This is a genomic window from Kitasatospora sp. NPDC058170 (genome assembly GCF_042883905.1).
Taxonomy (GTDB): Bacteria; Actinomycetota; Actinomycetes; order Streptomycetales; family Streptomycetaceae; genus Kitasatospora.
This window is the reverse complement of sequence record NZ_JBHVUV010000047.1, coordinates 1-21,437: the sequence shown is the minus strand read 5'-3', so window position 1 is coordinate 21,437 and position 21,437 is coordinate 1. Positions and strand designations below refer to the sequence as shown.

The 21,437-nt window shown below is 73.5% G+C and carries 23 protein-coding genes; 12 read left to right on the top strand and 11 right to left on the bottom strand.

Annotated features, from left to right (window positions below):
* Positions 1-30: 30 nt before the first annotated feature.
* From ACFVVX_RS35175 to lepB, 4 genes are all read right to left on the bottom strand, one after another.
* Complete coding sequence (locus tag ACFVVX_RS35175; protein WP_387951845.1) at positions 31-777, bottom strand: hypothetical protein; 747 nt, start codon at positions 775-777, stop codon at positions 31-33.
* Between the two features lie 170 nt (positions 778-947).
* Positions 948-1,502 (bottom strand): hypothetical protein, encoded by a 555-nt coding sequence (locus ACFVVX_RS35170; protein WP_387951843.1) that lies wholly within the window; start codon positions 1,500-1,502, stop codon positions 948-950.
* A 206-nt stretch (positions 1,503-1,708) separates the two neighbouring features.
* Positions 1,709-2,470 carry a hypothetical protein gene (locus tag ACFVVX_RS35165; RefSeq protein WP_387951841.1) on the bottom strand — a complete coding sequence of 254 codons (762 nt, stop codon included), beginning with the start codon at positions 2,468-2,470 and terminating at the stop codon, positions 1,709-1,711.
* Between the two features lie 363 nt (positions 2,471-2,833).
* Positions 2,834-3,700, bottom strand: coding sequence for a signal peptidase I (lepB, locus tag ACFVVX_RS35160; RefSeq protein WP_387951839.1), 867 nt, complete (start codon positions 3,698-3,700; stop codon positions 2,834-2,836).
* Positions 3,701-4,318: 618 nt separating this feature from the next.
* On the opposite strand from lepB, the gene ACFVVX_RS35155 reads away from it, so the two are divergent.
* Together ACFVVX_RS35155 and ACFVVX_RS35150 are read left to right on the top strand one after the other, a co-directional pair.
* Positions 4,319-4,648 (top strand): putative quinol monooxygenase, encoded by a 330-nt coding sequence (locus tag ACFVVX_RS35155; RefSeq protein WP_387951837.1) that lies wholly within the window; start codon positions 4,319-4,321, stop codon positions 4,646-4,648.
* Between the two features lie 125 nt (positions 4,649-4,773).
* The gene (locus ACFVVX_RS35150) at positions 4,774-5,595 is read left to right on the top strand and encodes an alpha/beta fold hydrolase (protein ID WP_387951836.1); all 822 of its coding nucleotides are present in this window, start codon (positions 4,774-4,776) and stop codon (positions 5,593-5,595) included.
* Positions 5,596-5,679: 84 nt separating this feature from the next.
* Here the strand turns inward: ACFVVX_RS35150 and ACFVVX_RS35145 are convergent, their stop codons facing one another.
* The 5 genes from ACFVVX_RS35145 to ACFVVX_RS35125 form a co-directional block, all read right to left on the bottom strand.
* Positions 5,680-6,759, bottom strand: a complete 1,080-nt coding sequence (locus tag ACFVVX_RS35145) for a hypothetical protein (RefSeq protein WP_387951835.1) — start codon at positions 6,757-6,759, stop codon at positions 5,680-5,682.
* A gap of 248 nt (positions 6,760-7,007) precedes the next feature.
* On the bottom strand, positions 7,008-8,078 hold the full coding sequence (locus ACFVVX_RS35140) for a LuxR C-terminal-related transcriptional regulator (RefSeq protein WP_387951833.1): 1,071 nt from the start codon (positions 8,076-8,078) through the stop codon (positions 7,008-7,010).
* 370 nt (positions 8,079-8,448) lie between these two features.
* On the bottom strand, positions 8,449-8,883 hold the full coding sequence (locus ACFVVX_RS35135) for a hypothetical protein (RefSeq protein WP_387951831.1): 435 nt from the start codon (positions 8,881-8,883) through the stop codon (positions 8,449-8,451).
* Positions 8,884-9,138: 255 nt separating this feature from the next.
* A complete protein-coding gene (locus ACFVVX_RS35130) occupies positions 9,139-9,321 on the bottom strand; it encodes a hypothetical protein (RefSeq protein WP_387951829.1) in 183 nt (60 codons plus the stop codon).
* A 287-nt stretch (positions 9,322-9,608) separates the two neighbouring features.
* Positions 9,609-10,049, bottom strand: a complete 441-nt coding sequence (locus ACFVVX_RS35125; protein WP_387951827.1) for a hypothetical protein — start codon at positions 10,047-10,049, stop codon at positions 9,609-9,611.
* Positions 10,050-10,420: 371 nt separating this feature from the next.
* Between ACFVVX_RS35125 and ACFVVX_RS35120 the strand changes: the two genes are divergently transcribed.
* The 4 genes from ACFVVX_RS35120 to ACFVVX_RS35105 all read left to right on the top strand — a co-directional run bounded on the left by ACFVVX_RS35120 (position 10,421) and on the right by ACFVVX_RS35105 (position 12,930).
* The gene (locus ACFVVX_RS35120) at positions 10,421-10,882 is read left to right on the top strand and encodes a DUF6325 family protein (RefSeq protein ID WP_387951826.1); all 462 of its coding nucleotides are present in this window, start codon (positions 10,421-10,423) and stop codon (positions 10,880-10,882) included.
* 57 nt (positions 10,883-10,939) lie between these two features.
* Positions 10,940-11,239: an SHOCT domain-containing protein gene (locus ACFVVX_RS35115; protein ID WP_387951825.1), complete on the top strand. Its 300-nt coding sequence runs from the start codon at positions 10,940-10,942 to the stop codon at positions 11,237-11,239.
* A 71-nt stretch (positions 11,240-11,310) separates the two neighbouring features.
* A complete protein-coding gene (locus ACFVVX_RS35110) occupies positions 11,311-12,060 on the top strand; it encodes an SOS response-associated peptidase (protein ID WP_387951824.1) in 750 nt (249 codons plus the stop codon).
* A gap of 87 nt (positions 12,061-12,147) precedes the next feature.
* Positions 12,148-12,930 carry an alpha/beta fold hydrolase gene (locus tag ACFVVX_RS35105; protein WP_387951822.1) on the top strand — a complete coding sequence of 261 codons (783 nt, stop codon included), beginning with the start codon at positions 12,148-12,150 and terminating at the stop codon, positions 12,928-12,930.
* Between the two features lie 101 nt (positions 12,931-13,031).
* Here ACFVVX_RS35105 and ACFVVX_RS35100 read toward each other — a convergent pair whose 3' ends face one another.
* On the bottom strand, positions 13,032-13,484 hold the full coding sequence (locus ACFVVX_RS35100) for a MarR family winged helix-turn-helix transcriptional regulator (RefSeq protein WP_387951820.1): 453 nt from the start codon (positions 13,482-13,484) through the stop codon (positions 13,032-13,034).
* Between the two features lie 59 nt (positions 13,485-13,543).
* On the opposite strand from ACFVVX_RS35100, the gene ACFVVX_RS35095 reads away from it, so the two are divergent.
* Positions 13,544-14,008: a hypothetical protein gene (locus ACFVVX_RS35095; RefSeq protein WP_387951818.1), complete on the top strand. Its 465-nt coding sequence runs from the start codon at positions 13,544-13,546 to the stop codon at positions 14,006-14,008.
* 75 nt (positions 14,009-14,083) lie between these two features.
* Here ACFVVX_RS35095 and ACFVVX_RS35090 read toward each other — a convergent pair whose 3' ends face one another.
* Positions 14,084-15,031 (bottom strand): helix-turn-helix domain-containing protein, encoded by a 948-nt coding sequence (locus tag ACFVVX_RS35090; RefSeq protein WP_387951816.1) that lies wholly within the window; start codon positions 15,029-15,031, stop codon positions 14,084-14,086.
* Between the two features lie 96 nt (positions 15,032-15,127).
* On the opposite strand from ACFVVX_RS35090, the gene ACFVVX_RS35085 reads away from it, so the two are divergent.
* The 5 genes from ACFVVX_RS35085 (at position 15,128) to ACFVVX_RS35065 (ending at position 21,347) form a co-directional block, all read left to right on the top strand.
* Positions 15,128-16,162: a saccharopine dehydrogenase family protein gene (locus ACFVVX_RS35085; RefSeq protein ID WP_387951815.1), complete on the top strand. Its 1,035-nt coding sequence runs from the start codon at positions 15,128-15,130 to the stop codon at positions 16,160-16,162.
* Positions 16,163-16,664: 502 nt separating this feature from the next.
* Entirely contained in the window at positions 16,665-18,311 is a 1,647-nt protein-coding gene (locus tag ACFVVX_RS35080) for a carbohydrate binding domain-containing protein (RefSeq protein WP_387951814.1), read from the top strand.
* 264 nt (positions 18,312-18,575) lie between these two features.
* Positions 18,576-19,217, top strand: a complete 642-nt coding sequence (locus ACFVVX_RS35075; protein WP_387951812.1) for a TetR/AcrR family transcriptional regulator — start codon at positions 18,576-18,578, stop codon at positions 19,215-19,217.
* Between the two features lie 307 nt (positions 19,218-19,524).
* Positions 19,525-20,064 carry an ArsR/SmtB family transcription factor gene (locus tag ACFVVX_RS35070; protein WP_387951811.1) on the top strand — a complete coding sequence of 180 codons (540 nt, stop codon included), beginning with the start codon at positions 19,525-19,527 and terminating at the stop codon, positions 20,062-20,064.
* The gene (locus ACFVVX_RS35065) at positions 20,061-21,347 is read left to right on the top strand and encodes an MFS transporter (protein ID WP_387951809.1); all 1,287 of its coding nucleotides are present in this window, start codon (positions 20,061-20,063) and stop codon (positions 21,345-21,347) included. The genes ACFVVX_RS35070 and ACFVVX_RS35065 overlap by 4 nt, the downstream gene beginning before the upstream one ends.
* The last annotated feature ends 90 nt before the right edge of the window (positions 21,348-21,437 follow it).

The window sequence follows — 21,437 nt, the reverse complement described above, 5'->3', positions numbered from 1 at the left end:
AGCGTGCCAGGGCCCGCCGCCCCGCCCGGGTCAGGCGGGCTGCAGTGCCCGTGCCAGGTCCTCGGCCTCGCGCAGCTGCTCGACGCCCAGTCGCCGCAGGTCCCGCAGCAGCAGGGCGCTGTCGGCGACGGCCTCGTCCGGCCGGGGCACCTCCTGTGCCAGCGGCATCCCGAGGAGGGCCGCCAGGCCGTCGGCGGGCAGGCCCAGCACGATCGCGAAGTCGGCGACCAGATCCGGCGTCAGCGCGGCCGCGCCGGTGGCGATCCGGCCGTAGGCGTCGGCCATCCAGTGGCGGCCGGTCAGCAGGCGGAAGACCTTCGCCGTGCCGGTCCACCCGAGGTTGCGTGCCGCGACCATCCGCATCAGCAGGTTCCCGGGCGAGCGCGGATCCGGGGCCGCGGCGGGCAGCCCCTCGATCCGTCCGGTCTGCCGGGTGGGCGGCAACGACGCGACGAAGGAGCGGAGTTCGGCCCGCCGGTCGGCAGGCAGCGCCTTGCCGAACCGCACGATGCCGACGATCGACGTGGTGGCCATCCCGCCGGCCGGCGCGAGGTCCTCCGGCAGCGGGAGCGCCGCGATCTCGAACAGGTCGGCGGTGTCGAGGCCGAGCGCGGGCGCGAGCCGGCGCAGCAGCGCCTGGTCCGGCGCGGCGCCGTCCAGCACCGCGGCCAGCTCGGCCCCGGCGACCTCCGCCCGGCGGGCCAGGTCGGCGGGCTCCAGGCCGTGGTGGTCCAGCAGTCGGGCCGCCAGATCGGCGAAGCCGGGAAGCTCTGTCATGGCGCCAGCATAGGGCGGCCCGGCCGGTCCCACGCACCGCCGCCCACCTGGGACGATGCCGCCGACGGAGTCGCCGCCCCGGCTGACCGGGTGGTGGTACCTCGCCCGGTGACAGGCCGGCGGGACCGTCGAGGGTGTCCACCGCGGTCCGGGACCGGCCCCTACTGGACCTACTGGACCGGGCCGGCCACCGTTTCGATGGGCAGAATCGGCCATCTCGGCTCTTTGCGGGTCAGGCTCGCCAGCTCTTCCGGTGGTTCGGCGCCGTCCCGAACAGCCGTGACGTAGGCCTTCGCCTGCTGCAGGCTCAGTCGCGGGGCCTTCCTGCGCAGATGGCCCATCGCGGCCACGACCCCGGCGGAGGCCACCAGCCCGCGAACGGCGGAGGCCAGCGGATCCGGGCGTCTGATGCCCTTGGTCCGCAGGAGGTAGTCCTCCTCCCAGCCCTCGTCCAACCACCCGGCGCCGGGGACGTAGTGGATGCTCCCGTCGTACCGGTCCACCAGGTAGTGGCCACTGACGAGGTCGCCGCCGCGTGTGTCACGGGTACGGGCGGACTCCGCCACGTTCCAGAAGACGAGCCAGCCGACGGAGTGTTCCTCCACCTGGCAGACGGCCAGCTCGGGGACCGGCCCGCTCCACGGCCAGGTCAGCCGCTCGCCGGCCAGGAAGGACTCGACGAGCTCGACGGCGCGTTCCTTGGCGATCACGCTCTCATCCTTCACCACGGGTCAACCTGGTTTCCCGGCAGGACGACGCCGACCGACGCCGACCGGCGCAGTAGGGCCGGACCGCGCGCGCCGGGTGGCGTCTCGGACTGCGGGGCCGACGGCGGACGGAGGGAGGTGGTCATGGCCCTGGGGACGCGTCGGCGGAGGCCCCGGTTGCGGCCCGGCCCGGACGGCGGGCTCCGGTCGGTCGGCCGCTCCTGCTACTCGCCCGTCTCGTGGAAGAGGAAGGCCCGAGGGCCCTGCCGCTCCCCTGTCCACAGGAGGTCCGCCCGGTTGGAGGGCAGCGCCAGCGACCGCGAACCCACCGCGTACTCCGGATCCTGGGCCAGCGCGATGTAGTACCCGCCGCTCCAGTGGAGCAGCAGCACCCACTCGGTGGGGTCGGCCTCGCCCCAGGCGATCGCCCCGCCCGGCGCGCCGAGGTAACGGCCCGTCACGATGTTGCGGAAGGTGTAGGTGCCGCTCCCGGTCGCCGCCGCCTGCCACTTCCCGTGCTCGGGGTGCTGCGCGCCGACTCCGCCGACCCGTTGCAGCCGGACCCCCGGTTCCAGGGCGGGACCCATGGTCAGGAAGTAGTCGTGGTCGAGGTGGTGGACGATGTGGTACCGGCCGTCGGACAGCGGCTCCGCCACCGCCCCCGCGGAGGGGTTCACCCCGACGACGGTGAAGGAGGACGCCCTGTCGCTGAAGGCGTTCAGCAGCTGCGGACAGTCGGTCCGGTGCCTGTCGCGGTCCCCGTCGCCGTCGTGGTCGTACAGCGCGACCTCGTAGCCGTCGGCCACCCGGAGGGAGGCGACCGTGCGGTTGCCGATCGTCTCCCTCAACTGCTCGCCGTAGACGCGGCACTCCGGCCGCCCACCGTACACCCCGGCGACGAGGTCGGACTTTCTGACGGCCATGCTCCTGCCCGCGTAGTCCCGGTCGGCGAACAGTTCGGCGACGACGTCGTCAGGCGATGACACGAAGAACCTCCACGTGGGTGCTGCGGTTTCCCGGGCGGACCATGACGTGATCATGACTAATTCGGGGACGTCATGAGGCCGAACCCTGCGGATGTGGCCGAATCGAGCCCCCGCCCCGCCGGGCCGAGGGCGAACCCGACCGCAGCAGGCCCGCCGTGCTCAGGAGCCCCGGCAGCCCGGAGGGCACCCACGATCGAGGCCTTCGACGGCATCCGCGCCGGGGTGGACGGCGGTCGCTCGCAGCTCCACGCCTGCCGGTTCTCCGGGACCGGCCTCGCCGGGAACCTCAGGCGGATCGACGTCCCGGTCCTGATCGCGCACGGGGACGACGACCGGATCGTCCGGATCGCGACCGGCGCCGCGTCACTTCCGGCGGCGCCGGCGGCCCCACAGCACCAGCGGGACGGCGGCGGCCATCGCGGCGGCCTCCGGGGGCGGCGGGGTGTCCAGCGGGTCCGCGGCACCCGGCGGGGTCCGGTCGAAGGTGTCGGGGACGGGCAGGGTGTCCCAGTTCGTCAGCGGCCAGGCCACCACGAAGGCCCGGCCGACGACGTTCTCCACCGGGACGAACCCTCCGCTCGCGTCCTTCAGGTGGTAGCGGGAGTCCCGGGAGTTGTTGCGGTGGTCGCCCATCACCCAGAGGTGGTCCTTGGGCACCGTGACCGTGCCGACCGGCTCGTTGTCGCAGGGCGTCGAACCCGGGTAGAGGTAGGGCTCGTTCAGCGCGACGCCGTTCACCTTCACCGGACTGCCGCTCGTACACTCCACGGTGTCGCCGCCGACCGCGATCACCCGCTTGATCAGGTCCTTCTCGTCCGCCGAGGGCATCAGGCCGACCACGCTCAGCGCCGTCTGGACACCGCGCAGCACGGCGTTGCCGGACGGACCGGACGGACCGTCCAGCCAGCCGCCCGGATCCCGGAAGACCACCACCTCACCGCGCTCCGGCTCGGCGCCGAACCACGGGGTGAACTTGTCGACCAGCACCCGGTCACCCTTCTCCAGGGTGTGCTCCATCGAGCCCGAGGGGATCGAGAAGGCCTGGACGAAGAAGGTCTTGATGGCGAGTGAGAGCAGCAGCGCGACGACCACCAGGACCGGCAGCTCCTTCCAGAACGGCCGTTTGCGCCGCTCCGGCTTCACCCGGTCGCCCTCCGCCGCCTCACCGGGCACGGCCGCTTCACCGCTCCCGGCCGACTCACTGCTCTCGGTCGTCTCCTCGACGCTCACCGCTGCTTCCCCTCCGGCCGGCCCGACGGAGGGCCCGGACGACCCCCCGTTGTCAGCTAACGAACAGAGGTTCCCGTCCGGGCCCGGGGCCGTCCACGGGAGCGCGGCTCACCCGCTCAGTGCCAGCCGGTGTACCCGTCCTGGTTCGCGGACCCGGTGTCCGTCCCGGACAGGAAGCCGATCAGGAAAAGGGCCACCACGATCACCCCGAGCGCCACCAGCCAGAAAGTGTCCTCCGGTCCTGGACGATCCGGGCCCCGCCGGCGATCCGGCCGATCACCGTCTCCCCCGTCGCCCCGGCCCCCAGTGTCGCTGTCCTCGTCGGCCACCGTGCACCCCCTTCGCCCGAGTTCATGGCACCGCGCCGCACGCCCGGCGTCAACCCTCCCCGCAGCGGCCTCGACCCCGCCCTGTCCGCCGGAAACGCGGCAGGGCGGGAGCGGACACGGGCAGCCGCCCGTTCGCCGTCGACACCGGGACCCTTCGGCGGTGGGCCGGGCTGTGCGGCGGGGCGGCCCGATAGGGTGGCGGTCTGACCTGGCCGTCCTGCGAGGCCGGCCGACCGGCTCCGCCTCGCCACCCGTACCCGGGACGGCCGCCTAGCGAGGAAAGCACCCCATGATCCTGATCACCGTCAAGTTCACCGCCCGGCCCGAGTTCAGCGAGACCTGGATGAGCCAGGTGGCGGAGTTCACCAGGGCCACCCGCGAGGAGCCGGGCAATGTCTTCTTCGAGTGGTCCCGCAGTGTCGAGAACCCCGACCAGTACGTCCTGCTGGAGGCGTTCGAGTCCGCCGAGGCCGGCGCGGTCCACGTGAACTCCGAGCACTTCAAGACCGCGATGGCCGCGCTCCCCGGCACGATCGCCACCAAGCCGCAGATCATCTACGTCGACGCCCCCGTGGACGGCTGGTCCGAGATGGCCGAGCTCTCTCCCGCCGACTCCTGACGGACCCTCAACCGCCGGCCGCGCCACCTTCCGTGGGCCTGTATCCCGGTCTCTCGGGCGTGTGGCGCGCGGCGGGCGGGACGGGCAGCCGGGGACGCCGCCGAACGCTCTGAGATCATCGCGGTATGACAACGCACACCACCGACCCGGCTGCCGCGCCCGCACGCGAAGTCCGCATCCCCGTCCCCGGCGGCGGTCACCTGTGGGCCGACCACCGCGGCACCGGCAGCCCGGTGGTGCTGCTGCACGGCGCCGGAATGGACTCCCGGCTGTGGGACTCGGTCGTTCCGCTGCTGGCCGGGCGCCATGAGGTGATCCGCTACGACGCCCGCGGCCTGGGCCGCTCCACCCCACCGGCGGCGCCGTTCAGCGACGTCGACGACCTGCTCGTCGTCCTCGACCACTTCGGCCTCCACCGGGCCGCGCTGGTCGGGCTGAGCATGGGCGGGGAGACCTCGCTCGACTTCGCCCTCGCCCACCCCGGCCGGGTCGCCTCCCTGGCCCTGGTCGGGGCATCGGTCGGCGGACACGACTGGCCGTCGACTCCCGAACTGTCGGCCTACGCCACGGCCCGCCGGGAGCAGGACACGGCACGCCTGGCCGAGCTGGAGCTGTCGATCTGGGCCTCCCTGGGCCGCACGGCCCCCGGAGGGGAGCTCGTCGAGGCGATGGTGGCGGACAACGCGGTACGGCGCATCGCCGCCGAACAGCACCTCGCGCCCTCCGCGGACGGCGACGCCGAAGCACGCCTCGGCACCGTCACCGCACCGACGCTGGTGGTCCACGGCGACCGCGACCACCCGGAGATCGGCGTGATCGCCGAGCGCCTCGCCGCCGACATCCCCGGCGCCCGGAGCCGACTGATCCCGGACGCCGACCACTACCTGCCCCTCCGCACCCCCGACCGCCTCTCCGAACTCCTGCTGGAACACCTGGCCCGGCCCTGACAACCCGGTTGTGGTGCTTGGCAGTTACGGCTGCCGCGACTGGTCCGGCAGGACAGGGGGTCAGGCCACCACGGGATCAGGGGATCAGAGCCGGACGGACTTCAGGTAGGCGGTGTCACCGCGGACGCCCGCGACGTAGAGGGTGCGGCCGCCGGGGGCCACCGCCGCGGCCGACACCCCGTCCAGGGCGAAGCCGGTCCGCGTCTCCGCCGGGACGGCGGTGTTGGTCGCGGTGTCGTAGGAGAGCACCGAGGCCTGCGGGGTCCAGCCGTCCTTGAGCAGGTACAGCCGGCCGCCGTCCGGGCTCACCGAGACGTAGTGCACGTCGACCCAGCCCGAGCCGAAGGTGAAGGCGGGCCTGGCGGTGTCGTCGATGACATTGACCTCGAAGCCGGTACCGCTGCTGGCCTGCGCGCCCAGCGCGTAGAGGCGGATGCCGTCGGAGGACACCGCCAGTTCGCTGCTGGCGCCGATCCGGGTGACGGTCCCGACCACGGCGGGGACGGCCCCGGTGGTGTCCAGGTGCTGGAGGCCCTGGTCGGTGCTGACGTACGCGCCCGCGCCGCCGGCCTGGAGGGCGATGGCGTCCACGGTGTGGCCGCCCACCGGCACGGCGCCGGTGAACGCGCCCTGCTGCGTGCCGAAGACCAGGACCCGGCCCGTTCCGACACCCTCACCGGCGCCCTCCGGTCCGTACTGGTCCAGGTAGACCTTCGACCCGTCCGGGCTGACCGCGAGTCCGGTCAACCGCCCCTGGCTCCAGCCGGCCGGTCGCGGCTGGTCCGGCGCCGGAGTCCGGGAGACCACGGTATTGGTGGCGGTGTCGACGGCGACCAGCCGCTCGGACACCACCAGGTAGACCCGTCGGCCGTCCGGGCTGACCACCGGGCGGCCCGCGGTCCCGTCCTCGGCCAGCGTCAGCTGCCCGACGACCGCACCGGTCGCGGTGTCGACCGTCCTCAGCACCACGGAGGAGCCGCTGCCCACCCGGTCGGCGGCCACGACGTACGCCCTGGCGCCCTCCGGGCTGACCGCCAGTCCGAGCGCGCGCCACCCCACGGCGGTCGCTCCGGGTTCGGCGCCCTGCACCGGCTCGGCGGCCGCCACCCCGGAAGCACCCGTCGCCGTCAGCAACAGCACCCCCGCCGCCACCAGTGATCCCATCCAACGAGCCTTCGAGGCAAGCGAATTCATATCACCCTCCGCTGTCGATCCACCGCTTCCCGGCGGTCGACGGTCAGGCTATGGCACGCCCGTGGCGGATCGGGGGGCTTTACCGGTCTAGACCTATAGGTAGAGGTCTAGACCGGTCATGACCGGCCACCGAGGCGCCGGATCCGGCCGCCCGGGCACCGGCCCGAGGCCGTCCGCCCCGCCCCGCCCCAGCAAGCCCGCGCCGGGCGAACAACGGATCAGGGCCCGCCGGCGAGCATGATCCGCGCCACCAGCTCACGCCGGCTGGCCACCCCCGCCTTGGCGAAGACCGACTTCAGATGGTCCTGCACGGTGTACGGCGTCATCGCCAACAGCCGGGCGATGTCCCGGGTGTCGCAGCCGCGGACCAGCAGCAGGGCCACCTCCTGCTCCCGCCCGGTCAGCCCGTACGCGGACAGGTAGAGCGGCATCGCGTCGGACGGCGAGGCCGGGGACGCGACCACCGTCACCTCGCCGCCCGCCGACCCCTCCAGCGGCGCGGCGTGCAGGACGAACCAGCGCCCCTCCCGGGTCTGCACCCGGATCTTGGCCTCCGAGGCCGCCAGTCCGCACGCCGCCCGGCGCGCCTGCTCGGCGGCGATCGCGAAGGCGGTCGGCACCGAGAGCGCCGACGGCGAGGGGTCGGCCAGCCGGGCCAGCAGCTCCTCGGCCGGACCGGACACCGCCAGCGGCTGGTTCGCCGAGCCCAGCACCAGCACCGCGGGCCCCTCGGACGAGCCCTCGGACGCCTCCCCCACCTGCGGGAGGTGGCAGGCCCGCAGCGCGTGGCCCAGGTGCCGGGCGGCGGTGTCGGCGAGCTGGCGCTGGCGCCCGAGGTACGGGCCGCGGTCCCGCGCCCGCATGAACGCCGCACAGCCCCACATCCCGCCGTGCGCGTCGAACACGGTGCGCAGCTCGTCGCCGAACCCCGCCGGGTCGATCTGCTCGCGGAAGCGCGCACTGCTTTCGGGCCGCCCCCTGGTCACCCGGCTCAGCGTCTCGGCCCGGACCCCGGCGCGGCGGATCTTGGGGAAGGTCGCGACGTCGTCGACCCAGACCTCCAGCCGGACGGCGTCCTGGAACCGGTCGAGGCTGAGGTCGTCGCTCAGGACGGAGTTGACCAGGCCGGTCGCCGGATCGGCGGTGTGCCAGCAGACGGCATCGAACTCCAGGACCCCGCGCAGCAGTTCGTCGGCTCTGCGGAAGACCTCGGCCGCCTCCAGGCCGCCCCCGGCCAGCTCCCGTAACCCCTCGATCGCCTCGTTCGCCGCCGCCCCACGTGATCCCATGGCCGGAAGCTAACACGGCCGTCGGAGGCCCACCACGGGCCGATCGGCGGGGGTGGGGCCGCCTCGGATCAGACCCTGGGCTGCTTGCCATGAGGGCCGAACCGACCAGGGACAGCGTTGCGATGGGCGACGACACGGACACACCGCACGCCGGGGAACGGGATTTCCGAGACGATATGACGATCCGTCAGCTGGTCGCCCCGGTGGTCGCGGACCACTGTCTCGCGGGGATCCACGGCGGCCGGACCGCCTGGATCGCGGAGGACGAGCACGCGCGCCTGGCGGCCGGCCCTCCCCGCCGAAACGCCCGGTGCGGGCGGGGCCGCCGCCTCCGCCCGCACCGGCCGACCCGGTGGCGTCCCGGGGTGGGTCAGCAGGCCACGACGGCCGAGACGGTCGCGGTCGACGGCGGCCAGCCCCACTGGTTGACGGCGAAGCTCGCGGTCACCGTCGCTCCGCACGGCGCGGTGGTGGCGATCCCGCCGACCCGGGTGCCGCCCGCCGACACGAGGACGCTCGTGTTGACCGGGGCGATCGGGGCGTTGCCGACGACGTTGCCGGCGACCGTGAAGCCGACCTGCTGGGGCTGCCAGGCCGGGTTGGTGGGGGCGGCCTGCCCGTACAGCTGGACCTGGTTGCCGGTCACCTCGATACAGGCCCTGGTCAGCAGGAAGCCGGGCGCGCCCGGGGTGCCGCAGGTCACGGTGGCGCCCACCGGACCGGCGGGTGCGGCGGCGGCCTCCTGGACGGCGACCGGCGCGGCCAGGGTGGCGGCGGCGGCCAGAACAGCGGCAAGACGCTTCATGAGGTCCCTCCCTCGTCTGTTGCCCTCGACCTTTCGGCGAGGGCAATGTGAAATGTCACATCGTTCTCGCCGCATCATGGCAGCCCGGAGGGAACGCGGTACCGGTTTACGGTGCGGAGGGCGCTCTCTTGCCGATATCGGCCGTCGGATGACCTGAACCGGCTGTCATGATCCCTCCCGCCACCCGCCCGGGCGCGCCGACCCGGCAGCCACGGCGAGGAGGTGAATCAGCAGGCGGGAGCTTGAAGACGGACCCTACGGCCGGCCGCCGCCCCAGAAGCCGCGCTCGTGGACGTAGTCGGCGATCGGGTCGAACCAGTCCGTGAAGAGGAACAGCACCAGACTGACCGAGCCCCCGAGCAGCCCGCCGATCGCCACCGCCGCGCCCGCCAGGGCCAGCAGCCGGGCCGTCGGCCCGGCGCCCTCGCCTCTCCCCATGCCGCGCTCCCCCCTGCCCGCCCCGCTTCCGCCCCGGTGCACCGAGGATCCGCGAACATCGCCGACTGCGCCAGCCGATCGACCGACAGCGAAGCCGAGTTGTGATGCACATCGAAAACCGCCGGGGGCGCACGCCCGGCGCGGCACGGGCTCCCCGAGCCTCCCCCGGCCGCCTCCCCCAGCCGCCTCAGCCACCGCCTCCGAACTCCCCCGACCGGTCCCGCCCGGGCCGACTCCCCCGCGGACTCCCCCTCCTGGCCCGGGGGGAGTCCGTCGGCCACCGGGCGTCAGGGCCTGCTTGCGTCTCGGAGCGATCCGGCGCACAGGGCCCAGATGATGAAGATGTTCACGGCGATCAGGACGATGGCCCAGAACGGGTAGTAGGGCAGCCACAGGAAGTTGGCGATCAGGCTCAGGCCGGCGAGGACGACGCCGACGGCGCGCGCCCACACCGCCCCGGTGAAGAGGGCACAGCCGGCCAGGACGATGACGATGCCCAGGATCAGGTGGATCCAGCCCCACCCGGTCAGGTTGAACTTGAACGTGTAGTTCGACGTTCTGACGAACAGGTCGTCCTTGGCGATGGCGGCGATCCCCTCGAAGATCGCCATGGTCCCACCGAAGATCATCAGCACCGCCGCGAGGACGGTCCAGCCGGTTCTCAGCGGATGCCCGGAGGTGTCCGGGGTGCCGGTACCGGCCGTCGGCTGTCGAGGATTGGCGGCCATAGGGGCCTCCCGTGGTCAGGGGGCCGGTCGGCCTGTCCGAGCGGACCGGTCGGCGGCTCCGTTTCCAGCGTTCCACGGTGCTCCCGTTGCCGCGCGCCAGGCCGGTCGCCCGCCCGGGACGGGCCGCCGCCGCGACGGACCCTTCACCCCCTGTACCCGGCCGACCCGCCTGACGGGGGCCACCGTTGATGTCTTGGCGGAGTGGTCCGCGACCGAGATGCGCCCGGCTCCGGCCACTGGTGGAATGACGGAGGGGCGCCGAATCGGCCCGGCCCGGGCAAGGCCCCTCGGCAGCGCGGCGGCGCCCGCGCGCCGAGCGCCGCGCGGGCGGCGGACCCCGCAGCAGTGGCCCGACCCGATGAGGAGCCGACATGAGCACCGAATCCAACGCAGCAGGCGAACTCGACGAACTGGGGCCGATCGACTACCTGGTGGTCGAGTTCCCCGGGAGCCGGATGACCGGAGAGGGACTGCCGCTGCTGATCGACCTGGTCGACCGCGGCATCATCCGGATCCTGGACCTGATCTTCGTCAGGAAGGAACAGGACGGGACGGTCCGCGGCGTGGAACTCGCCGACCTGACCGGGGACCAGGAGCTCGATCTCACCGTCTTCGAGGGCGTCTCCTCGGGCCTGCTCGGTGAGGACGAGGTCGACGACGTGAGCGGCATCCTGGAGCCCGGCAGCTCCGCCGGCATCCTGGTCTACGAGAACGTCTGGGCCGCGCCCTTCGCCGCGGCACTGCGGCGCGCCGGCGGCCGCCTGGTGGCCAACGGACGCATCCCGGTCCAGGAGCTGCTGGCCTCGCTCGACGCCGCCGAGACCGGGGCCTGAGCCGTCCTGGCCCGGCCGACGAGGCCGGGACCGGTCGAACCACCGAAGGAGAACACCATGCCGGGTCTACTTCGCGGTGTCGCACGCACCGCCGTCGTCGCCGGGACCGCCACCGCGGTCTCCAACCGGGTCTCCCGGCGCCAGGCCGGCCGCTGGGCCCAGCAGGAGGCCCCGCAGCCCGTGGCCCAGCCCGCGCCCGTGCAGGCCGCACCGGCCCCCGCGGCCGCTCCGGCCGCACCGGCCGACGACATGAGCACGAGGATCGCCCAGCTGAAGCAGCTCGGCGAGCTGAAGGACCAAGGCCTGCTCACCGAGGCCGAGTTCGCCACCCAGAAGGCGGCCCTCCTCGGCTCCTGACCGCGTCGAACGCACCCCGAAAAACCGCGTGTCGGATGCCCCGGCGACCGGCGGGTGGCAGAGTTGCGGCCATGTGCGGCCGATTCGTCTCCACCACAACGCCCCAGGACCTGGTCGAGCTGTTCGCGGTGACCCGCTGGAGCCCGGTCGAGTCCCTCGCCCCGAGCTGGAACGTGGCACCCACGGACGGGGTGTGGACGGTGCTGGAGCGCGTGGACCACGACACGGGCGAACTCACCCGCCGGCTCCGCCCGGTGCGCTGGGGCCTGGTCCCCTCCTGGTCGAAGGACCCGGGCGCGGGGGCGAGGATGATCAACGCCAGGGCCGAGACGGTGCACGAGAAGCCGGCGTTCCGGTCCGCGTTCGCCAAGCGCCGCTGCGTCCTGCCGGCCGACGGCTACTACGAGTGGGTCCAGGTGCCCGCCACCGCCGACCGCAAGGCGTACAAGCAGCCGTACTTCCTCCACCCGCGCGCGGGCGGGCCGCTGGTGATGGCCGGGCTCTACGAGTTCTGGCGCGACCACTCGGTGCCCGAGGACGACCCGGCGGCCTGGCTCACCACCGCCACGATCATCACCACCAACGCCACCGACGCCGCCGGCCGCGTCCACGACCGGATGCCGCTCACCATCGACCCGGGCGACCTGGACGCGTGGCTCGACCCCGAGCACACCGACCCGGCCGAACTCCGGCGGCTGCTGCACACCCCGGGCGGCGAGGAGCTCGCCGTGCGGTCGGTGTCCACCGCCGTCAACAGCGTCCGCAACAACGGCGCCACCCTCCTCGACGCCGTGCCCGACCCGGTGGGCCACGGCGACTGACCCGGCGCCCCGTCCGATCGAGAGGACCCAGCGCGCCGGGAGAGACCCCGCACCGGGAGAGACCTCGCACCGAGAGGACCGACACCGATGACCATGGAATGGGACCTCCTCACCTCCGGGCCGGCCGACGCGCGGCGAACGGCGCTGCTGCTCCCGGGCGGGTTCAACCCCGCGCGGTCGTACGCCGAGCTGATGGCGCAGCCCGCCCTTGCCGGGATCCGCCTGGTCGCCGCGACGCTGCCGGGACACTGCAGGGCGCCGGCCCCCGAGGGCTACGGCATCGGCACCGCGGCCCGGCTCGCCGGACAACTGGCCGCCGAGCAGCGCTGCGACGTGGTCGTGGGGTTCAGCATGGGGGCGAACGTCGCGCTGGAGATGGCCGTCTCCGGCGCGTTCCCGGGACCGGTCGTGCTGCTCGGGATCAGCCTGTCGCCCCGGGACGAGTCGCTGTTCTTCCTGACGGTCTGCCGGCTGAGCGGTGTGCTGGGCGAGCTTCCGTCCGTCGTCCTGCTGAAGCTCATGGGGTCGGTCGCCAAGGACGTCCGGGTACCTCCCGAACGGCGGGCCGAGATCCTCGCCGACCTGCGCAGCAGCGAGCCGCGGGCGATGCGCGGGATCCTCCGCGGCTATCTGCGCTACCTCGGCGAGCACGCCGGGCCGGCCGAGCGGCTGTGCGCCGCCGGGGTGCCGGTCTGGGTCGTGCACGCCGAGAAGGGCGACGGCGGTCTCACCGCACACGAGCGCCGCACGCTGGAGGCCTGCCCCCGCGCGAGGGTGGTGACGATCCCCGGCGCCAGCTTCCTCCTGCCCAACGAGGAGCCGCAGCGGATCGCCGGGATCCTCCTGGAGGCGCTGGCGCAGGCCGCCTGAGCCGGCCGCCCCCCGAGGGGGGGCACCGCTCCTGCGCGGCGCGGGCCGCGCCCGTGGACCTGCCGGTCGCCGGCCGGTCCCGGTCCCCGGTCAGTCGCCGGTCAGTCCCCGGTCGGCAGCCCGGCCTCGACGCCCAGGACGCCCAGCGTGCGGCGCAGCGCCTCCCGGTCGGGGCCGGTCAGCGAGGCGGTGAGCTCCTCGTCCAGCCGGTGGGCGAGCGCGGTGCAGTCGGCGAGCAGGTCCCGCCCGGTGTCGGTGAGCGCGAGCACCTGGCGGCGCCGGTCCGCCGGGTCGCGCACCCGGTCCACCGCGCCGACCTGTTCCAGGTGGTCGGCCAGTGCGACCACCAGGCTGGGTGCCACCGCCATGGTGCGGGCCAGTTCCAGCTGGGACGGCGGGGCGCCCGAGTCCAGTGCCACCAGCACGCCGACGTGCTTGGGCTTGAGGCCCAACTCCGCCAGGGCGGTGGTGAACCGCGCCGTGACCAGGCTGCCGAGGGTGCCGAGCCGGAAGACCACGGAGGTGGTCAGCGGCGGGGGGTTGACATTGTTCACATGAGGAACGCTAGCATGCGGTAACCATTCAGAGCCCGAACGATTTGAGGTCTGACCCAATGCTTCGCTCCACCACCCCGCTCAGCCGGGGCATGCGTGTCCTGGTGATCGCCAACGCGGCCGGCGCCGTCCTGTCCATGGCCTCCAGCGTCGTCGGGCTGCTCTCACCCGGACTGGCCCTGCCCGGCGGCACCGACCCGGTCACCCCGCTCACCGACCTGTACGCCCAGGCCTACGCCGCCCGCGCCCTGCCGCTCGGCGCCGTCCTGGTGCACCAGTTGCTGATCAGCCGGACCGCCTGGGCAGGCCGCGGGCTCGGGCCGCTCCTGCTGGTCTCCGGCGCGGTACAGGTGGCCGACGCGGCCATCGGCGCCTCGGTCCACAACCCCGGCATGACCGTCGGCGGCAGTGTTCTCGCCGCCCTCCACCTGGGCCTGGCCCACCGACTGGCCCGTTCGGAGCGCGCGGAGCACGCGGCCCGTACCACCGGCCCCGGCGGCCTCCCCGCAGCCGAACGGGCCTGACCGGGGGCGGCACCGGGCGCACCGGGAGCCGTCGGTGTCCGTGTCGGTCTCGGTGCCGGCACCCGGGCCCGTCCGTCAGGCGGGATCGGTGCTGCGGAACGCGCGCCGGTACCCGGCCGGCGAGACCCCGACGACCCGCTTGAACTGGCGCCGGAGCGTCGTGGCGGTCCCCATCCCGGTGGCCTGGGCCACCGCCTCGACGCTCTCGTCGGTCGCCTCCAGCAACTCCTGGGCGCGGCGCACCCGCTGGGTCAGCAGCCACTGGATCGGCGTCTGGCCGATCACCGACCGGAACTGCCGCCCCAGATGGCGCGGGCTCGTGTTGGCCCGCCGCGCCAGGTCCGTCACCGTCAGCGGCCGGTCCAGCCGCTGCTGGGCCCAGGCGAGCAGATCGGCCAGCGCGTGGTCACCCCTGACCTGCACCGGCGTGGCCACGAACTGGGCCTGGCCACCGGGCCGGTGCGGCGCCATGACGAGACGGCGGGCCACCGAGTTGGCGATGGCCGCGCCGTGGTCGAGGTGGACCAGGTGGAGGCAGAGGTCCACGGCGGCGGCCTTGCCCGCGGCGGTGAGAACGCTGCCGTTGTCGGTGTACAGCACGTCCGGATCGACCACCGCCCGCGGGTGACGCGCACTCAACTCCGCGGTGTGCGCCCAGTGCGTGGTGGCCCGCCGGCCGTCCAGCAGGCCGGCCGCGCCGAGCACGAACGCCCCGGTGCAGAGGGAGGCGACCCGGGCACCCGCCTCGTGGGCCGCCCGCACGGCCTCGACCACCTCCGGCGGCGGCGGGACGTCGATGTCGGCGCAGGCGGGCACGATCACCGTGTCCGCCCCGACCAGGCGCTCCAGCCCGTGCTCGGGCTCGACCACGAACGGGCCGACCTTCACCGGGCCCGTCCCGCAGAGCAGCACGTCGTACCAGCCCTCCGCGGCCTCGCGCGGAGGGTTGCCGAAGATCTCGTAGGCCACCCCCAGTTCGAAGTGCAGCAGGTGACCGGCGGCCAGCAGTGCGACGGTTGGCATGTCCGAAAGTGTACGGCTGGTGTCGTTCAGGACACTCACGGTCGGGCCGTGCCGGCGGCAAGACTGGAGTCCTCAGCACATCGAGATCGGGGAACCATGAGTACAGCGGCTGCAGTAGTGGTCTACGGCGCGACGGGTCACACCGGCCGCTTCATCGTCGCCGAACTGCAAAGGCGCGGCATCGCCACCGTCGTCTCCGGGCGCAACGCGGCCCGGTTGGCCGCGCTGGCCGCCGAGACCGGATCCGACGTGGAGGCGCGGCCGGCCACCGTGGACGACCCGGCCGCGCTGGACCGGGCCCTCGCCGGCGCGGCGGTCGTCATCAACGCCGCCGGGCCGTTCGCGGTGACGGCCGGACCGGTCGTCGAGGCGGCCCTGCGCGCCGGGATCCCGTACCTCGACGTCGCGGCGGAGATCGAGGCGAACGCCTCGACGTTCGCCGACCACGCGGAGGCGGCCCGCAAGGCGGAGACCCTAGTCGTCCCGGCCATGGCGTTCTACGGCGGCCTCGGCGACCTCCTGGTCACAGCGGCCCTCGGGGAGTGGACCGCCGCCGACGAGGTGCACGTCGCCTACGGGTTGAACGGCTGGCACCCCACCCCGGGCACCCGGGAGGCCGGCCAGGTGTCCCACGAGCGCCGCGCGGGCCGCCGGGTCCGGTTCGCCGGCGGCGAGCTGCAGTACCACGACGAGAAGTCGCCGGAGCAGGACTGGCACTTCCCGGAGCCGCTGGGCCGGCGCACGGTGCTCGCCGAGTTCAGCATGGCCGACATCGTCACCGTCCCCAGCCACGTGGACGTGCCCGAGGTCCGCACCTACATGACGCTCGAAGCCGCGCAGGACCTCGCCGCGGAGGACACCCCCGCGCCGGAGGCGGTCGACGCCCTGGGCCGCTCCGACCAGACCTTCGTCGTCGACGTCCGGGTCCGCGCCGGCGGCGTCGAGCGCCGCGCCACGGCCCAGGGCCAGGACATCTACGCGATCACCGCCCCCCTGGTGGTGGAGGCCGCCCAGCAGGTCCTCGCCGGGAACACCCGCACCACGGGCGTGGCCTCGGCCGGCGCGGTGTTCCACGCGGCCGACTTCCTCCGGGCCCTGGCCCCGAACCTGTCGGTCGAGCTCCCGAGCTGACCGCTCGTACGAACGCCGGCCCCTACGGACGCCGGCCCGCGGACCCCTGGTCCCCGCGGGCCGGCGTCCGGCTGCCGTCAGAGCGGCGTACCCGGCGCCGACGAGCCCGCCCTCACGACCGGTCCGGCGGGCCGGCAGGTGTGAACGCCAACGCCGTGTTGCGGCATCCGAATCCGGCCGATCCTGCGGCCGGCCCGGGCCGCCCATCCCGCAATTGGTCCAGACCTATTGACGAGCCACGCCGCCCCTTCTACGATCCGGTCCGGCACAGCCCCACATGTCCCCACTTCACCCAGAGCCGGGCGTCACGCCCCCACGCGCCGGTCAACTCCACGGCGCCCGGCGGGAAATGGAGCACAGCATGTTCCGTCGAAGGTCGCGCACTCCACGTCCGTCCCCCCGTCCGTCGGCCGAGCTCCACCCCGGTTCCGACCCCGGCCGCCTCGACGGCGGCGGCGCCGGAAGCGGGCCGCTCCGGGCTCCCCGCCCGCAACGGGCCGCCGTGGAACGCGCGTCGCAGGTCAACCGGACCAGCCGTGCCAAGCACGGACCGAACGTCCTGAAGAGCTCCATCGCCGGGGTGAGCGCCGCCGCCGTCATCGGCGCCGGCATCGTCGTGGCCGGCTCCGTCACGGCCGGGGCCGCCACCACCAACCTGGTGGCCAACGCCGGATTCGAGAACGGGCTCTCCGACTGGACCTGTTCCGGCGGCTCCGGCGCGGTCGTCGGCAGCCCGGTCCACTCCGGCACCTCCGCGCTCAAGGCCACGCCGACCGGCCTGGACAACGCCCAGTGCACCCAGACCATCAGCGTGCAGCCCAACTCCCAGTACACACTGAGCTCCTACGTCCAGGGCAGCTACGTCTACCTGGGTGCCACCGGCACCGGCATCACCAGCGCCCCGTCCACCTGGACGCCGAACAGCGCGTCGTACAGCCAGCTCAGCGTCGGCTTCACCACCGGGGCGACCACCACCTCGGTGACCGTCTACCTGCACGGCTGGTACGGGCAGCCCGCGTTCTACGCGGACGACGTGTCACTCACCGGCCCCGGCGGCAGCAGCCCCTCGCCGACGACGCCGACCACGCCTCCGACCACCCCGCCCACGACTCCCCCGACCACGCCTCCGACGACCCCGCCGACCACCCCGCCGACGACGCCTCCCACCACGCCGCCGACGACCCCGCCGGGCGACACCTGCCCCACGAAGCCCAAGCCCTCGGGCAAGGTGCTGCAGGGCTACTGGGAGAACTGGGACGGCGCCGCGAACGGCGTCCACCCCGGCATGGGCTGGGTGCCCATCACGGACAGCCGGATCGCCGCGCACGGCTACAACGTCATCAACGCCGCCTTCCCGGTGATCCTCTCGGACGGCACCGTCCTGTGGCAGGACGGCATGGACGCCGGCGTCAAGGTCTCGACCCCCGCCGAGATGTGCCAGGCCAAGGCGGCCGGGGCGACGCTCCTGATGTCGATCGGCGGCGCCGCCGCAGGCATCGACCTGAGCTCCAGCACCGTCGCCGACCGGTTCGTGGCGACCGTCGTCCCGATCCTCAAGAAGTACAACTTCGACGGCATCGACATCGACATCGAGACCGGCCTGTCCGGAAGCGGCAACATCAACACGCTGTCCGCCTCGCAGTCCAACCTGATCCGCATCATCGACGGCGTGCTGGCCCAGATGCCCGCGGGCTTCGGCCTGACCATGGCCCCCGAGACCGCGTACGTCACCGGCGGAAGCGTCACCTACGGGTCGATCTGGGGCTCCTACCTGCCGATCATCAAGAAGTACGTCGACAACGGGCGCCTGTGGTGGCTGAACATGCAGTACTACAACGGCAGCATGTACGGCTGCTCCGGCGACTCCTACCAGGCCGGCACCGTCCAGGGCTTCACCGCGCAGACCACCTGCCTCAACAACGGCCTGGTCATCCAGGGCACCACCATCAAGGTGCCGTACGACAAGCAGGTGCCCGGCCTGCCGGCCCAACCCGGCGCGGGTGGCGGCTACATGGCACCAAGCCTGGTCAGCCAGTCCTGGAACGCCTTCGGTGGCGGACTGAAGGGGCTCATGACGTGGTCGATCAACTGGGACGGCTCGAAGGGCTGGACCTTCGGCGACAACGTCAAGTCCCTCCAGGGCCGTTGATCCCCCACTGACGTCCCCCTGACCCGGTGCGCACCACTTCGCGCCGGAGCAGCCAGGAGGCCCGGCACCGCCACAGGGTGCCGGGCCTCCAGTACGAGGGCGATCCGAGGTGACGCCCAGGGCGGTCGTCGTGATCTCGTGGGTGTCCGTGCCGACGTCCGTCCGCACGCGCTGGTTGACGACGCTCAGCGGTCCCAGTCCTGCGAGCACCTCCAGGATGCCGGCGACCGTCACGGCGGCCTACAATGCGGAACACCGCTCCGCTTGACCGGCCCCTCGGCCACCGAGACCACCGAGACGGCCGAGGCCACCGAGACCGCCACGACCCCGGACAGCGAGGACCAGCCGATGGCCGCCGCCGCGCAGCGCACCGATGCCCGACGCAACCGCCAACGGCTGCTCGCCGCCGCCCAGGAGTCCTTCACCGAGGCCGGCCCCGAGGCCTCGCTCAACGAGATCGCCCGCCGGGCCGGAGTCGGCCCCGGCACCCTCTACCGGCACTTCCCCACCCGCGGCGCCCTCCTCGCGGCCGTCCTCGACGAGCGGGTCGAGCGGCTCTGCGCCACCGCCGACCGGCTGCTGGCCACCGAACCCGCCGACACCGCGCTCGCCGACTGGCTGCACGCCTTCGTCGCCCACGCCCGCGTCAACCAGGGCCTCGGCGGAGCGCTGCTGATGGAGGCCGAAGGGTCCCTGGGCACGGACTGCCACCGCCGGATCCGGAACGCGGCCACCGCCGTGCTGTCCCACGCCCGGAGCCACGGCACCGCCCGCCCCGACCTGGCCGCCGACGACCTCCTCCGACTCGCCCTCGGCGTCGCACTCGCCACCCCGCAGCCCGAACAGGCCGACCAGTCCGAGCGCCTGCTCGGCCTGGTGCTGGACGCGGTGCACCGGGCCGCCTGACCATCCGCCCCGCCGCGAGGACGCCTCCGCCGGCGGGGAGGTTCCACCCAGATCGATCCTGCCCCGGCCCGCCGACTTCCAGGACTCGCCCACTGCTCGGGTGCACCAACTACCCCGATCCGCCCACCGCTCGGGCGCTTCGAGCCGACAGGGCACGGCACCCGTGCGCGTTTCGCACCGGCCAGGGGTGTGTCAGTCATGGGCGGCCAGGACCGGACAGCAGGTCACTGGCTGCGTCGACGAGTCGATTCCGGACGTCCGAGCAAACCCCTTGCGCAATGGTCAAGAAGTGTTGACTATTAGGGGCATGCCTACCGATGATCTTCCCGAGGCGCTCCACGTCACCACTGACGAGCAGCTACGCGCCGTTTCCAACCTCACGCGCCACCGGATCATGGCCGTGCTCCGCTTCGAGCCCGCGACGATCACTCAGATCGCCGAGCGAGTGGGCCTTGCGAAGGGGAGTTCCAGCTACCACGTCCGGCTGCTCGAACGGGCCGGCCTGGTGAAGGTGGTGCGGACTCGGAAGGTCAGGGGGGTCACCGAGCGGTACTACGCCATGGCCGCACAGGCGATCGTGCTGCCGGATCCGGGCGAGGGAGGCCCGGATGTGCTGATGCGGCACGCGGTGGCGGATCTGGAGGCAGCGCCGGCGGATGGCGAGCGGCACGTGCGGATGGCGCACCTGCGGCTCACCGACGAGCAGTTCGCGGAGCTCGGGGCACGACTGCAGGCACTGGCGGACGAGTACCGGGAGCTGTCCGATCCGTCGCTGCCGGATTCGTCGCTCGTCTTCGCCCTGTTCCACCCCGCATCGCGCCGACAGGCCGAAGGAGACGCCAAGTGACCTCGGACGTTCGGAAGCTGCCGACCGGGTTCGGACGGCTGTGGACCGCCCAGACGGTGTCCTCGCTCGGTGACGGGGTGTCGCATGCCGCGCTGCCGCTGCTCGCCTTGACGCTGACGCGGGATCCGATGGCGCTCGCCGTGGTCACGGCCACCGGAACGCTGCCGTGGCTGCTCTTCGGGGTGCTCGGCGGCGCGCTGGTGGACCGCTGGGACCGCCGGCGCACGATGTGGGTCACGGACGCGGTGCGTGCGGTGCTGCTCGCGATACCGGCGGCAGCGGCCGCGCTCGACCTGCTGAGCATTCCCCTGCTCGCGGCCGTCGCCTTCCTCCTCGGCCTCGGCGGACTCTTCTTCGACACGGCCGCCACGGCCTACCTGCCGGATCTGCTCAGCCGCGACCCGGCGCTCCTGGAGCGCGCCAACTCCCGCCTGCGCGGCACCCAGACCGCCGCGTCCGGCTTCGCCGGGCCGCCCGCGGGCAGTGCCCTGCTCGCACTCGGGCGGGCGGTTCCGCTGCTCGCCGACGCGGTCTCGTTCGCGCTCTCCGCCCTGCTCGTACGGTCGCTTCCTGCCGCACCCCGGCCGGTACCGCAGGCCCGTGAGTCGCTCCTGCGGCAGGCGCGGGCCGGCGCCTCGTACGTGTTCCGGGACCAGTTGCTGCTCGGGCTCGCGCTGCGTCCGGCGGTCGGGAACATCGCCTTCCTCGCCGTGGAGACCGTGCTCGCCCTCTTCGCGCACGATCGTCTCGGCGTCGGCACCTTCGGCTTCGGCCTGCTCCTCACGGCGGAGGCCACCGGCGGTCTGCTCGGCGCGGGCATCGCCTCCTTCCTCCGCCGGCGGCTCGGCACCGGCACCGCGCTGACCTGCACAGCCGCAGTCGAGGGACTCGCCATCCTGGGCCTTGCCGCCGCCCCGAACCCGTACGTCGCCGGCCTCGCGCTCGCCGTCTGCGGAGCGGGCATGGGCGCCACGATGGTGCTCGGCCCCTCCCTCCGTCAGACGATCGTCCCTGCCCACCTGATGGGCCGGGTCGCCTCCACCTCCCGCATGCTCTCCATGTGCGCCGCCCCGTTCGGCGCCTTCCTCGGCGGCTGGCTCGCCACCACCTACGACGTGCGCGCCCCGCTCTACGCCGCCGCCGGCCTCCTCCTCGTCATGACCACCGTCACCGCGACCATGACCAGCAACCGCCGGGTCGAGGCGGCACTGCGGGCCGCCGCCCAGGTCGATGAGCCCGAGCACCCGAAGTCCCGCGAGCTCGCCCAGGCGGGTGCCGCCTAGTGCCGCGTCAGGCAACTTTTGCCCGTCAAGGAGCGGCGTCCGGTGCGTGCTATCGGCGTGCCGGCCGGAAGTCCTCGTACTGGACGTACT